General features: G+C 53.0%; 12 protein-coding genes. 8 read left to right on the top strand and 4 right to left on the bottom strand.

What is annotated here, in order from left to right; all coding sequences use genetic code 11:
- Positions 1–98 precede the first annotated feature (98 nt).
- Positions 99–998, top strand: coding sequence for a LysR family transcriptional regulator (locus LDK53_RS00435; RefSeq protein WP_225283058.1), 900 nt, complete (start codon positions 99–101; stop codon positions 996–998).
- Here LDK53_RS00435 and LDK53_RS00430 read toward each other — a convergent pair.
- From LDK53_RS00430 to LDK53_RS00420, 3 genes are all read right to left on the bottom strand, one after another.
- Complete coding sequence (locus LDK53_RS00430; RefSeq protein WP_225283048.1) at positions 973–1764, bottom strand: substrate-binding domain-containing protein; 792 nt, start codon at positions 1762–1764, stop codon at positions 973–975. The two genes, LDK53_RS00435 and LDK53_RS00430, sit on opposite strands and share 26 nt — an antisense overlap.
- 1 nt (position 1765) lies before the next feature.
- Entirely contained in the window at positions 1766–3064 is a 1299-nt protein-coding gene (locus tag LDK53_RS00425; RefSeq protein WP_047959002.1) for an MFS transporter, read from the bottom strand.
- A 209-nt stretch (positions 3065–3273) separates the two neighbouring features.
- Positions 3274–3969 (bottom strand): EAL domain-containing protein, encoded by a 696-nt coding sequence (locus tag LDK53_RS00420; protein ID WP_225283037.1) that lies wholly within the window; start codon positions 3967–3969, stop codon positions 3274–3276.
- A gap of 983 nt (positions 3970–4952) precedes the next feature.
- On the opposite strand from LDK53_RS00420, the gene LDK53_RS00415 reads away from it, so the two are divergent.
- The 7 genes from LDK53_RS00415 to LDK53_RS00385 all read left to right on the top strand — a co-directional run bounded on the left by LDK53_RS00415 (position 4953) and on the right by LDK53_RS00385 (position 12790).
- Positions 4953–5771, top strand: a complete 819-nt coding sequence (locus LDK53_RS00415) for a winged helix-turn-helix domain-containing protein (protein ID WP_225283036.1) — start codon at positions 4953–4955, stop codon at positions 5769–5771.
- 419 nt (positions 5772–6190) lie between these two features.
- Positions 6191–6727, top strand: a complete 537-nt coding sequence (locus LDK53_RS00410; RefSeq protein ID WP_025760222.1) for a fimbrial protein — start codon at positions 6191–6193, stop codon at positions 6725–6727.
- Positions 6728–6907: 180 nt separating this feature from the next.
- A complete protein-coding gene (locus LDK53_RS00405) occupies positions 6908–7609 on the top strand; it encodes a fimbria/pilus periplasmic chaperone (protein ID WP_225283034.1) in 702 nt (233 codons plus the stop codon).
- Positions 7593–10148: a fimbrial outer membrane usher protein gene (locus tag LDK53_RS00400; protein WP_412174818.1), complete on the top strand. Its 2556-nt coding sequence runs from the start codon at positions 7593–7595 to the stop codon at positions 10146–10148. Before LDK53_RS00405 ends, LDK53_RS00400 begins: the two co-directional genes overlap by 17 nt.
- 1 nt (position 10149) lies before the next feature.
- A complete protein-coding gene (stbD, locus tag LDK53_RS00395) occupies positions 10150–11481 on the top strand; it encodes a fimbrial usher protein StbD (RefSeq protein WP_412174817.1) in 1332 nt (443 codons plus the stop codon).
- Positions 11482–11503: 22 nt separating this feature from the next.
- Positions 11504–12172 carry a fimbria/pilus periplasmic chaperone gene (locus tag LDK53_RS00390; RefSeq protein ID WP_225283031.1) on the top strand — a complete coding sequence of 223 codons (669 nt, stop codon included), beginning with the start codon at positions 11504–11506 and terminating at the stop codon, positions 12170–12172.
- A gap of 18 nt (positions 12173–12190) precedes the next feature.
- Complete coding sequence (locus LDK53_RS00385; protein WP_225283028.1) at positions 12191–12790, top strand: LuxR C-terminal-related transcriptional regulator; 600 nt, start codon at positions 12191–12193, stop codon at positions 12788–12790.
- Positions 12791–12873: 83 nt separating this feature from the next.
- On the opposite strand, the gene fumA is transcribed toward LDK53_RS00385, so the two are convergent.
- A complete protein-coding gene (gene fumA, locus LDK53_RS00380; RefSeq protein WP_225283026.1) occupies positions 12874–14523 on the bottom strand; it encodes a class I fumarate hydratase FumA in 1650 nt (549 codons plus the stop codon).
- Positions 14524–14562 lie beyond the last annotated feature (39 nt).

The raw sequence follows: 14562 nt of genomic DNA, 5'->3' as shown, positions 1-14562 counted from the left end.
CTTTGCGGACACACATCAGCGGCAGAGGTTGCCGCTGATTCATAAGTCGCTATTATGAATGTCCGAGTTTCCAGAAAGCGCTAAGGATTGCCAGAAAAATGCCCGTCAATTTCGACCTCAACGATCTTTACGCCTTCCGGGCCCTGGTGGAGTACGGTAACTTTCGCATCGCCGCGGAGTCTATCTGCCTCTCCCAGTCCGCCTTAAGCCGCCGCATTGAGAAGCTGGAGGCGGCCGTCGGCGCGAAGCTGTTCGACAGAACCACCCGGCGCGTAACGCTGACCCTTTTCGGGCAAACCTTTGCCGATCGCTGCGGGCAACTTCTGGAAAACGTGGAGTCGATGCTGGCGGATATCGACAGGGTGAGCGAGGAGCGCACCGGGCTTGTCACCGTCGCCACCGTGCCGTCGGCGGCCTGCCATTTTATGCCGGAGGTGATCCGTCAGTTTCACAGCCGCTATCCGCGCGTGCGCATCAGGCTTATCGACAGCAGCGCGGGCAACGTCATTGAGGCGGTGTCCAGCGGCCAGGCGGACTTTGGCATCTGCTTTGCCAGAAGCCTGCAGCCGGATATCACCTTTATGCCGCTGGTGGAGGATGTGTATGTCGCCGCGTGCCGTCGCGATCATCCGCTGGCGGGGCGCAAAAGTCTGACCTGGGAGGCATTTTATCAGCAGGATTACATCAGCCTGGATATTACGTCGGGGAACCGCAATCTGCTCGATCAGATGCTCGGCCATATTAAGCCCGAGCGTCCGGGCATTTGCGAGACGCGCCACGTGACAACCATGCTGGGAATGGTCGAAGCGGGGATCGGCATTGCTGCCGTCCCCGCCATGTCAATGCCTCACTCTGAGCATGCTGTACTGACCTCTGTCCCGCTGACCGAGCCCGAAGTCAAACGCACTGTCGGGCTGATTCGGCGCAGCGGGCGGATTCAGTCGTGGATTGCCGCCGAGCTGGAAACCCTCATTACTGCCCGTTACCGCGCGGCGTAGCGACGGGGAGCATCCCGGTGGCGGTGATGGTCTCCTGCGCCTGCGGCGACGCGAGGTAATCCAGCAGGGCTTTCCCCGCGGCAGGGTGCTCCGCATGGGCGGTGACCGCTCCGGCAAAACGGGTGATGTACTGCAGGTTATCCGGCAGTTTGCCGACAAAGGTCACGCCGGGCTCGGGCAACAGCTCGCTGACCTGCTGGAACCCCACGGCGTATTTCCCTTTCGCCACCTCAAAGGCAACCGGGATCCGCTCCACCTTGTGCGCTTTTCCCGCCACCTGCGCGTCAATCCCCAGTTTTTTGAACAGCTGACTTTGCACATACCGGCCGCTGGCGCTGTCGGAGTAGGCGATGGTGCTGGCCGCAAGCAGGGTCTGTTTTAGCGCGCTGTCCGTGGCGATATCCGGCACGCGCGACCCGGCTTTTACCACCATGCCGATGGGCGAATCCGCCAGCTCCACGCGAGAATCCGCGTTGACCATCCGGTCTTTTGCCAGATGCGCCAGCGCATCGCCGACCATGATCACCACGTCCGCTTTTTCACCGCGTGCCAGCCGGTTGGGGATCGCCTGCGGCGTCTGTCCCATCGACGGCCCCGGGATCAGCACGATGTGGTCACCCGTCCGGGCTTCATACCCGGGGGCGAGTTTTTCCAGCGCGGCCTTAAAACCACCTGAAATCATGACCGTCACCTCCTGGGCCAGCGCGCCTGCGCTGGTGGCCAGCAATACCAGCCCGGTCAGTCCTGAACGTAAGAATGTGCGCATATTATCCTCGCTGAACTTGCAGGCTCATGGCGCTGCGACGGTAGAGATAAAGCGTTGCCAGCAGCGCGCATATCGCCGCGAAGCTCATCCAGTAGCCCGGAGAGGCTTTATCGCCGGTGTACTCAATCAGGGCCGTCGAAATGACCGGGGTAAAGCCGCCGAAGATCGCCGTGGCAAGGCTGTAGGCCAGTGAGAAACCGGCAACCCGCACCTCGACCGGCATGATCTCCGTCAGCGCCGGGATCATCGCGCCGTTATACAGACCATAAAGGAAGGAGAGCCACAGCAGCACGCTCAGCATCATGGAGAAGCTCGGGGCCTGCGCCAGCAGCGTCAGGGCCGGATAGCTGGTCGCCAGCGCCAGCAGGGTCATGGCAATCAGCACCGGTTTACGGCCGAAGCGGTCCGACAGCGCACCGCCCACCGGCAGCCAGATAAAGTTCGAGATTGCCACCAGCAGTGTCACCAGCAGACTGTCTGAGGCGCTGAGCATCAGCACCTTTTTGCCAAAAGTGGGCGCGTAGACGGTGATCAGGTAGAACGCGGTGGTGGTCATCGCCACCATCAGCATGCCCGCGACCACGACCGGCCAGTTCGCCAGCAGGGTGGTAAAGACCTGACGCATTGCCAGCGTGTGACGGCGCGCGCGGAACTCCTCGGTCTCTTCCAGCTTGCGGCGCAGGAAGAAGATAAACGGCACAATCAGACAGCCGAACAGGAACGGGATGCGCCAGCCCCATTCGCGAATGGCGCTCTCTTCCAGCACCGCGTTCAGCGCAAAGCCCATTGCGGCGGCCACCATAATTGCCACCTGCTGACTGCCGGATTGCCAGCTGGTAAAGAAGCCCTTGCGGCCCGGCGTGGCAATTTCAGCCAGATAGACCGACACCCCGCCAAGCTCCGCCCCGGCGGAAAAGCCCTGCAGCAGACGTCCTACCAGCACCAGCAGCGGCGCCCACAGGCCGATACTTTCATAAGAGGGGATCAGCACAATCAGGAAGGTGCCGGCCGCCATAATCGACAGGGTGGTGATCAACCCTTTGCGACGGCCGACCTTGTCGATATAAGCCCCGAGGACAATTGCGCCGATGGGGCGCATTAAGAAGCCCGCGCCGAAGACGGCGAAGGTCATCATCAGCGACGCGAATTCACTGCTCGCCGGGAAGAAGGTATGGGCGATATAGGTGGCGTAGAACCCGAACAGGAAGAAGTCGAATTGTTCGAGGAAATTGCCCGAGGTGACGCGAAGTATCGCGCCCGCTCGTGCACGAACGGTTGCAGGTGGGGTTGAGGAAATCATGGTCGTCTCCAGTTTATTATTGACGTGTTGTCCGTCTGTTTCTGAAAACTGGATCAGGAAGGGAAAATTAATAAGCGCAAATTGTACATAAGCTGATGCGTGACATGCATCAATGTTAAGTGGTGCAACAGGATAGTTGTTATTTACAATAACTTAACATCTGTTTAATTAACCGGTTACTGCAGGAGGGCTGCATTTCACTCTTACAGTTATGTGACATTGCGCATAGGGCCCCGGGCGGCTTGAACAGACGGGACCTGCACCGCATGGATTTTTTTCTCCGGCCAGTAAAACCCCTGAGCAAGATCGGCACCCGCCAGCGATGCCGTTCTGACGTCACCCTGACTTTCAACACCTTCTGCAAGGACCACCGTTCCGAAACGCCGTGCTTCAGCGATCAGTTGCGCTAAACCCGCGCAATCGTTGCGATACTGCTGGAAAGCAGCGCAGTCGAGTTTCACCCCATCAAACACCAGCCCACTATCGCTAAGCGTACTGTCATAGTCGCTGAGATAATCATCGAGCCAGACCTCCATACCGGCATGCTGAAGCCGCCGGAGATTCTCATCCAGTAATGCGAGCCTGGAGGCGTCAAGACGGGCGATTGCCATTGGGTCCTGAAGTTCAATGACCCCCGGTAAAGGGTCTTGCAGAAGCGCCGCGGCTCCCTCTTCGCTGGCGAGAATGGTCGTGGTGAGGTTAACAAAGAGCTTTACATGGATTCTTTGTCTTGCAAGGGTGTTGAGCTGCCACTTTCTCAACTGCAGAAGCTGGGCGGAAGAGCACTGTTCAAACCACTCTGCAATATTGACCTCAGCGGGAGGCCCAGACAGTACCTCATATCCATGAAGTTGCCCGGTAGTGAGTGACATTATGGGTTGCAGTCGAATTGTAAAACGTTTCATGACGAGGCTGGTGTGTGATTTTATTGGTGGTTAATTCTATATCTCGCCCTCCATTCAATGGGATTGAACTTTTCAATCGGCGTAAAAATAGTTTTTTGTGCTGGTTTTGTGGTTTTTATCGGCTCGCTTAATGTTTTTCTGCGAGTGTTTATACCCTGTTCATCATATGTAGTTTTTTGGTTAAGGTGGTCAGTCTGCTAATTAATGTAATTAAAAAAGTCAGACTGAATTGTAAATATTTAACCGGCCATGTAAGCGCAGGTGCGCTGTTTTTAATCGCCTTAACCACAGGAGCATAAAACGCTAAAAGACAGAGTAATGTTGGTGGGTATACAGGCGAGGGAGGAAGGCAAAACGGAATGACATGGGTGTACGAGACTGATTTTTCTACAGCTTTGTTGAGGCGGAGGAGCACTGAGATATCAGAATTGTATTTTTGTTGTGAATTTTAAGCTTAAATCTCATTAAAACTTGATTTAGATCAATTCTGTTCTCTGTTTTCAGTTTTTTCTCATCTTGAATGTTACTTATGTTACATTTCAAAACAATCATTATTTCATTTAACTTGTTGTTTATTAATGTTTTTATATGTTCCGACAAGCGGTATTGAGTATGTATTGAGCATTTCAGATGAGTCCCTTTCTTAATTTAATAATCCTGATTATTCCTGATTAGTCAAAGAGAGTCGGGTAAGTTGGTTCAAATTTATTATTAATTTTCAAGATTAAAATATTAAATTTTTGTCTTTTTAAGTAAATGATGCGATTTTTTGCCTGTGATACAGTGCAAAATTCTGACTATGTGGCCTGCATTGTGTAATGTATCCTGGACTTCGCAAAAAAAATAAACTTCACAAGATGAAAATATTAAAAATGATCTGCGTCACGTACCAAAACAAGGTAACGCAACCAGGTGCCATTTCGCGTATGCCCACGCTCGGAGGAAAACTTACTTAACAAGAGTATATGTATATGAAATTTATAATGAATAAGCAGATAATTTTTGACTCAGATATGTGTACGTTGGGCCTCGAAGATTCTCAGGATGAGTTGATTCAAATTTCGAATCCTACAAAGAGACTTTTATTGTTGCTGATCGCCCATAAGGGAGAGGCAATAAAAAGGGAGGTTATATTTAAGAAAGTCTGGGACGACTATGGCATGGTTTCCAGCAACAATAATCTTAATCAGTGCGTAAGCAAGTTACGCAAGATTATGAAGAACCTTGGCATGGACGAGGAGGTGATTGTTACCGTTCCCAAAATAGGCTTTATGCTGCATCAGCAGGTTGATGTCGAAAAATGCTCAGAGCCGGTTGACGTCATCGAGGATGTCCCTTCTGAAACCGAAACCGCTTATTTTGCCGACGGGCGTTTACTAAACGGCAAAATTGCTGAACGCAGCACGGGCGAAGTATCACGCTGGCGCACTATGAAAACAGGAATATTAAATCAGCTGGTGCTTTTTTTCTCTGTTATGGCGCTGGGCGGGGCTGCAGGATTCTGGTTTGCCAGTAAGCCCGTGGAACGTAATGAGATTTACATAGGAAATGCTGGCTCCTGTAAGGTCATGATGTCTGAACAGGCGCTGAACAGTATAACCAATCCTGACGTAAAGAAAGGCGTGATGGATTTTGCGATAAAGCTAAACCCCGTATGTAAGAGTAATGAGTATGTCCTGATCATCAAAAGCAGTTCGTTTAAAACGTATTCTTCCAATCTCTCGCGTCTCTACTTCATGCGCTGCGGCATAATGAGTGAGGGCAAAGCAGAGATATGCTGGGGGTTATTGCCACCACGCTGAGTGCATTATCCTCTTATTTTCCCGGTATTCACCGGGAATTTCTCCTTCCTTCTTGATTACCGGTTTATTTCACCCAGACAGTCAACAGCCTTTTCTCACTCATCATATTGTGAAAAGCATAATTCCTTTTCGTCTTCCTCACAGGCGCATAAGTAATCACTGCAATTATGATGTGGCCGATATAAAAACCTTAACTCAACATTAAATAACCTTAATCACCAGGATTATAAGCTTAAGATTTGTGATTTAATAGTTAATTGTTTTTGTAATAAGAATTTTCGTATAGATTTGTTTCTGCAACTTACCGGGCAGGGTTTACGCGTTCGCCTTTATTTGGCGTTCTATTTTATATGACCGGTTTGTCTGTAAAAAAGGAAGTTTTCATTATCGGTTCAATTGATAAAACAGGAATAAGCGTTATGAACAAGAAAAATATTATTGCGTTAGTACTGGGATCATCATTGGTCTCTGGTGGGGCTTTTGCTGCGTCTGACAACACCATCACGTTCCAGGGGGAAGTCACTGATGAAACCTGTTCAGTTGCCGTAAACGGTAACAGTGCCTCTCCGGTGGTGTTATTGCCAACGGTCAGCGCCTCTGATCTTGCCGCCAGCGGTGATACTGCGGGACCGGTCACGTTTGATATCGGGGTCAGCGGTTGCACGGGTAACGCCAGTGGGGAAACGAAAATCTCAACGGTGTTTGTCGGCAACCAGGTAACGTCTAACGGTAATCTCGGCAATACCGGTACTGCGAAGAACGTTGAAGTCCAGATCCTGGATACCGCAAACGCCGTCGTGAACCTGAGCAATGGTTTCACCGGTAATGGCGACCTCAAGCTGGCAGCGAACCAGACGGACGCCTCCGCGACCTATACCGCGCAGTATTATGCCAACGCAGCGGCGACGGCGGGTACGGTAGAAGCCACGTTGCAATACGCCGTTTCCTATCAGTAACAGGCCGCACTGGAACTAACGTGTGCACGTTTTGCAGGATGCAAACGTGCACATTCCATTCAGCTCATTGCAGTCAGGGTCTCGCCACACCAGGTTCATTCGGCCCGGGAGTTGTTAATAATGATAAGCGCATATCTTAAGCGTATCGCTCAGTGCCTGCTTTATTTGCCATGTGTACTGATGCTGACAAACACCGTATCCGCAAGCGTCACAATACTGGGTAGCCGGATTATTTATCCTGCCGGGGCCTTATCCGTCGACGTGCAGCTCAAGAACAATGACGACATTCCTTACGTGATTCAAACCTGGTTTGACGAAGGTGATGTTAACGCGACGCCAGCTCAGGGCGCGAAAATCCCCTTTCTGACGACCCCACCCGTGTTTCGAATTCAGGCGAAAGCGGGACAAGTTATCCGCGTGACCCACACAGGCGCGCGCGATTTACCGCAGGATCGGGAATCCCTGTACTGGTTCAATGCGCTCCAGGTTCCACCCTCAAATCTCGAGAGTGAAAAAGGGCAGAACAAAATGCTGGTCATGCTGCGTACCCGGGTAAAAGTTATTTACCGGCCTGCCGGCATTGGCTCCCCAAAAAATCAGCTGAATGGGCTGCGGGTAAACGCCACTTTTGATGCGCAAAAGGGGTATGGAATTTCGATAGAGAATCCTCAGCCGTGGTATGCGTCATTGACCCTCATTGAGGCTGAGGTGGGGGGAGAAAAGCATACCCTCACAGCTGATACGGTAGCGCCTTTCGATCGTCAGACGTTTTGGTTTAACAACTGGAAAACCAAAACCGCGGGAAACGGTACGGTGAGGGTTTGGCTTGTCAACGATCAGGGAGCACGGATCAATGGGCAATATCCTGTCTCGTACCCCTGAGTTTCGACGCAATCTGCTGGCGCTGTGTATCTCATTGAATTGCACGGGTCTGGTGGAGGCGAAAGAATATGTTTTTGACTCTTCACTGCTGCAGGGCTCGTCCTGGGGCATGGATCTGGAGCAGTTCAACCGACATCAGGTCTCACCCGGACGCTATCTGGTTGATGTATATGTCAACAATACGCTGGTGAAAAGCGAAGAAAAGGTCATTTTTCGCGCTAAAACAGACGGCCAGGAGCCTGAACCCTGTCTGGGCAAATCGCTCATGCAGGCCGCAAAACTGAAAGCAGCAAACCACAGTAATGAGACAGCGTGTCGCCTTTTGAGTGAGTGGGCGGAACATGCTACCTGGCAGTTTGACCAGGCTTCATTGCGCCTTCAACTGGCTATCCCGATGACGGCGCTCCAGCATATGCCTCGCGGTTATATTCCGGTCAGTGAATGGGACGCGGGTATGGCGGCGATTTTTTTGCGGCATAACACCCGCTACACGTGGACGGAAAATACGGATACGCACTATCGCTATCACTATTTGTGGAGCGGTATCAATGCCGGAACCAACCTTGGACTGTGGCAGGTTCGACACCAGGGAAACCTGCGCTATGCGGACAGCAGCATAAGCGGAAGCGATTCGAGTTATAACGTTGTTCGAACCTGGGTACAACGTCCCATCGAACCGATCGATAGCGTGCTGGCGCTGGGGGATAACTATACCGATGGCAGCCTCTTTGGCAGCCTCTCGTTCAATGGGATGAAACTGGCAACCGATGAACGCATGTGGCCGCAGGGGAAGAGGGGCTACGCTCCGGAAGTGAGGGGCGTGGCATCCAGCAGCGCGCACGTAGTGATTAAGCAGCTAAATAACGTCATTTATGAAACCAACGTTCCACCGGGACCATTCGTCATCAATGACTTATATAACACCCGCAGCCAGGGGGATCTTGAGGTTGAGGTCATTGAGGCTAGCGGGAAAACATCCCGTTTTACCGTGCCTTATTCCGCTGTGCCTGATTCCGTGCGCCCGGGCAACTGGCAATATGGTCTCTCATTCGGACGCGTTCGTCAGTACTATAGTATCGAAAACACCTTCATGGAAGGTGTGTTACAGCGAGGGCTGAGTAATGAAGTCACCAGCAACCTTGGCCTGCGTGTGGCTAAGGATTACACGGCTTTTCTGGCAGGAGGCGTACTGGCGACAGATATCGGCGCCATTGGTCTGAATGCCACCTGGTCTGATGCCCTGGTTGAAAATGATGAGCGGCAACAGGGCTGGCGTGCAGAAATCAGTTACAGCAAGACGTTCACGGCAGGCACTAACCTTGTGCTTGCCGCATACCGTTATTCGACGAGCGGTTATCGCGATCTGGAGGATGTGCTGGGCGTTCGTCGCCAGCAGAAAAACGGTACGGAGTACTATTCGGACACCCTGCATCAGCGCAATAGACTGACGGCGACGGTCAGCCAGCCGATGGGAAGCTGGGGGGTACTTAATCTGAGTGCCAGCACGGCGGATTACTATAGCAATCAGTCGCGTATGACCCAGCTGCAGCTGGGCTACAGCAATCAGTGGCGACGAATTAGCTACGGGGTGAACGTTGCCAGACAACGGACGAGCTGGGACTACGGACGCTTTTATACCAGCACCCGCGAGCCGGTTGATGACAGTTCAAAAGAGAAATACACCGAAAATACTGTCTCTTTCAACGTGTCGATCCCTCTCGACTGGGGCAACAACCTGGCATCGGCGGCTTACAACTACAACCAGTCGCGGGCCAGCCGATCCTCGACCGTATCGTTAACCGGCACGGCAGGGGACGGTCGAGACAGATCGTACTCCGTATACGGCGGATATGAACGTTATCGGAATGGGAGCGGTGATAACGCCACGACGTTTGGCGGAAACGTTCAGGAAAATACCCGCGTGGGGTCCGTGCAGGCCAGCTATGACCAGGGGGATAACTACCGGCAGGCAGGGCTCGGCGCATCCGGAACACTGGTGCTACATCCCGGAGGATTAACGCTCGGGCCGTATACCAGTGACACGTTCGCACTGGTACACGCCGATGGCGCACAGGGGGCGCGTGTACAGAACGGGCAGGGGGCAATTATTGACGCGCTCGGCTACGCCATTCTACCGTCGCTTTCCCCTTACCGTAGCAACACCGTCAGCCTGGACTCGCGCAATATGATGGCGGATGCCGAACTGAAAGGTGGAAATCAGCGCGTCGTGCCCTATGCGGGGGCCGTGGTCCGGGTGGACTTTGCCACGCTGAAAGGCAAAGCCGTTCTCATCACCCTCAACAACGGGGATGGGGAACTACCGCCAATGGGGGCGGAGGTGCGGGATGCCGAGGGAACATTGATTGGCATGGTGGGTCAGGGCGGCCAAATTTATGCCCGAGTCCCGGAGGCCTCCGGCGTATTGCGCGTGAAATGGGGCAAAGAGCGCGACCAGAACTGCCGTGTGCCGTATCAAATTACCGGGCGAAACGCAGAGCCGCTGGTTTACCTGAGCCAGATATGTGAAAAGGAGAATTAAAATGCAGGACGGGTTAAAACATTTTCTGATGCTGGGGCTGTTTTTGCTAATAAGCCAGCCCGCGTGGGCAAACTGCATCAGGGTGACCAGCACGTCATCACTTTCCAGCATGGCCATCGCGGCAGGGTATACCGCCGCTGACTGGACGGGTGCCTGTGATACCTGCCATGGCAATATTGGGCTGCCGGCGGTAATCAACATCAACAGCGGCACTAACTTTCAGCCGTCGGGGACGTTGCTTGCCAGCGCGGTGGGCAATTTTTTAACGGCAGCGACCAATAAAACCTATACCAGTAAGCAAATTCTGTTTCGCTGTACCCTGTCTGACGCCGGCAGTTTATATGAAATGTATGCCACCAACGGTGATAACGCCTATACCGGCATGTATGCCTCCGCTGAAATTGAGGGTGCGTATTATGATGTCGCAAAAAACGTCGCGGTAAGAATGACCAATCTCAGCACCGGGGAATATTACAGCCGCTACTGGAAGCAAAGACAAATCACCCCGGCAGACTGGTATCAGGATGGAACCTATATTTACATTCCAGCCAGCGCATTCAGCAATGTGCTGTATGAAATGTATAAAATTTCATCCACTACCTATTATCTTAACGCCAGCAATTACTATAAAGATGCCTATACCCAACCGCGAGGTTATATTGCTTTTAAAGGTCCTGGGCTGGCATCAAATTCCATCGTGGTGGGCCAGGATAGCGCGTCTTATTATCATGGCTGGTATGCAAACTGGCCCGGTGCATGGAGTACCTATAATGCCGTGAGCTATGTCCGTGGCGCACTGTGTCAGGTTAAAGACTATCCCGCCGTTGTGCTTTTACCCACCATCAGCTCCGCGGTGTTGCAGGCCGGTGGTAACAGTCAGGCACCATTCTCGGTCAGCCTTGAGTGTGAGTCAGGTGCGGTTTCCGGTACCGCCACGTCCACGGCCAGCAAGGCAAACGTAGCCATGGGATTTTTGGTCAACCAGCCCGTAGCTGTCAGAGCTGCGCAGGCGCTGGGGCTGGTAACCAGCGGTGGAGGGCTAACCTGGTTACTGGATTCGCATTACGGCAACAGCGGCGTGGCTTCTGGCGTGGGTATAAAAATCCTTAACCGGAGCGGAAAGGCAATCAATTTGTTACCCGACAGAAGCACTACCGGCACGGGAAACTCGCGCGGCTGGTACGCGTATCAGGATCTTACCAGCCTGACGTCGACGGGGGAGGTAAACACCTATACCGGTGACTTTACCGCATCATTAGAGGCCCTCAGTGGGCAGACTGTGACGCCGGGTACGGTTAATGCGCAATTACAAGTCGTTGTTAATTTCCAGTAGGCTTGCTCTGGCAGGCTTGCTGATGATGAGCCTCATTGGTGAGGCATTCGGCGTGGTTAATGTCGATCGGACTCGCGTGATTTTCAGCGCAGGCGAAATGGCCCAGTCGCTGAATCTCTCTAACGATGGTGAAACGCCAGCCATGATTCAGGTCTGGACAGACATGGGCGACCCGCTGGTGCCGCCGGATAAGGTCAGCACGCCGATTGTGGCTACACCTCCGGTTTTCAAAATGTTGCCGAAGGAAATTCGTTCGTTGCGTTTGCTGCTTACGGCACGTCAGGGGCTGCCGAACGATCGGGAAAGCGTCTTCTGGCTGAATATTTTTCAGTTCCAGCCTGAGAGCGACCTGACCCGGCAGAAAAAGCAAAAGTTAATTCTGCCGTTACGCTTAAGGATGAAAGTCTTTATTCGTCCTGCCGGCATTGGCGACCCTGATGCGCTTCAGTATCAGACACTCCAGTTCAGGGCCCAGGATACCCGGTTAATCATTACTAACCCGACGCCCTGGAATATCAGCCTCAACGTTGAGATACCCGGGCAAAGGCCGCTGAACAATATTATGGTTTCGCCACGGACGGAACAGGCAGTGTCGCCTGATAAGCCCCTATTGCCGGGAATAAATTTAACCTATCGTGTGATTACTGATGACGGTAATTATCGTGACTATCAGACCGTAGTTCGAAAATAGTTTGCGGCGTTAGCATATATGGAAAAACTAAATATCGTTGTGGTAACAAACAACCGCTATTTTTCTCAAGGGATAATGTCCCTTTTAACCCAGGACGAGCAAGAGCGCTGCACTGTCTGGACGCCCGTGCAGGTGGGCGTAAATATCAATAAACATAAAGGCGCTGATGCAGGAAGATGCTGGATTGTTGATGTCGATAACTATTTCAACAATACGCTCTTGTTTTTAGATCTTTTAACCGTGCTGGTGGATCTAAAGACCACCTTAAACCGGCGTCTGCGGGTCTTGCTTTGCTATAACAAATACATTTGCCTGCCTTCGCGGGACTGTTATGCGTCTTTTTCAGTGGTTAATGCGGCTCGCGGTATAAAGAGCGTCGAGCATAAGGTCAGGTCCCTCTCCGGGCACGATCGGAAAGATGTAGAGGTAACGAAATCAGGGAATAAAACGGCGCTAACTCGCCAGGAATATCTCGTGTTAAATGCCTTGTCTCAGGGGCTAAACGTCAGTCAGGTGGCCGAAAGATATCACATCACACCAAAACGGGTCAGCCACCATAAATGTAACGGGCTGGCTAAAATGAAGAAAAAGCGTTTGTATGGCGTGTATGGAGAATAAGAAAACTATTCTCCATACAGGGCAGCGACAAGCGCGCGTTAATTAACGATACGCTGTCGCTGCTGCCAGCGTTATGGGAAATCTCAGCGCTGTGAACAGCCTTTGCACTGTTTATTCTGGATCTGCTGGAAGAAATCGTTGCCTTTGTCATCCACCAGGATAAACGCCGGGAAGTTTTCCACTTCGATTTTCCAGATGGCTTCCATGCCCAGCTCCGGATACGCGACGCATTCCAGACTCTTGATGCTGTTTTGCGCCAGCACCGCCGCCGGGCCACCGATGCTACCCAGGTAGAAGCCGCCGTGTTTGTGACAGGCATCGGTCACCTGCTGGCTGCGGTTACCTTTCGCCAGCATGATCATGCTCGCTCCGTGGGACTGCAGCAAATCGACATACGAGTCCATACGCCCTGCGGTGGTCGGGCCGAGTGAGCCGGAGGCGTAACCTTCCGGCGTTTTGGCCGGGCCCGCGTAGTAAATCGGATGGTCCTTGACGTACTGCGGCAGTTCTTCGCCGTTGTCGAGCAGCTCTTTCAGCTTCGCATGGGCGATGTCGCGCGCCACGATGATGGTGCCGTTCAGCGACAGGCGGGTAGAGACCGGGTGCGCGGAAAGCTGCGCCAGGATCTCGTTCATCGGCTTGTTCAGGTTGATGCTGACCACGTCGCCTTCGCCCTGCTGGCGCAGTGATTCAGGAATATACTGGCCCGGGTTGGGTTCCAGTTTTTCAATCCAGATCCCGTCGCGGTTGATTTTGGCCTTGATGTTGCGGTCTGCGGAGCAGGAGACGCCCATGCCGACAGGACAGGAGGCACCGTGGCGCGGCAGGCGGATCACGCGGATATCGTGGGCGAAGTACTTACCGCCAAACTGCGCGCCGAGGCCGAGATTTTGCGCTTCCTGCAGCAGTTCCTGTTCGAGCTGCACGTCGCGGAATGCCTGTCCGTGTTCGTTCCCTTCGGTGGGCAGTGCGTCGTAATAGCGGGTGGAGGCCAGCTTGACGGTTTTCAGCGTCGCTTCCGCCGAGGTCCCGCCGATCACAAACGCGATATGGTACGGCGGGCAGGCTGCGGTACCGAGGGTACGCATTTTTTCCACCAGATAATTTTTCAGCTTCGCCGGGGTGATCAGCGCTTTGGTTTCCTGGTAGAGGTAGGTTTTGTTGGCCGAGCCGCCGCCTTTTGCCATGCAGAGGAATTTGTATTCGTCGCCGTCGACGCTGTAGAGATCGATCTGTGCCGGCAGGTTGGTGCCGGTGTTAACCTCTTTATACATATCCAGCGCGGCGTTCTGGGAGTAGCGCAGGTTATCTTCGATGTAGGTGTTGTACACGCCCTGGCTCAGCGCGGCTTCATCCCCGCCGCCGGTCCAGACGCGCTGGCCTTTTTTACCCATGATGATTGCCGTGCCGGTATCCTGACAGGTTGGCAGCACGCCTTTGGCCGCGATTTCAGAGTTGCGCAGGAACTGCAGGGCAACGTATTTGTCGTTCTGGCTGGCTTCCGGGTCGTTGAGAATTGCGGCAACCTGCTTCTGGTGCGACGGGCGCAGCATAAAGGCCGCATCGTGGAATGCCTGCTGTGCCAGCAGGGTCAGCGCTTCAGGCTCGACCTTCAGGACCTCCTGACCGTCGAATTCGGCAACGGAGACATGCTCTTTGGTCAACAGATAGTATTCGGTGTCGTCATGGGAAAGCGGGAAGGGGTTCTGATAAAAAAACGGTTTATTCGACATAGTATTGCTCCACAAAAATAAAACCGCCGGAGGAAACGT

This window comes from Enterobacter sp. K16B (genome assembly GCF_020216105.1).
Classification (GTDB): domain Bacteria; phylum Pseudomonadota; class Gammaproteobacteria; order Enterobacterales; family Enterobacteriaceae; genus Enterobacter; species Enterobacter sichuanensis.
Note: the sequence above shows the minus strand (reverse complement) of the source record. Positions and strands in the feature narration are given on the sequence as shown.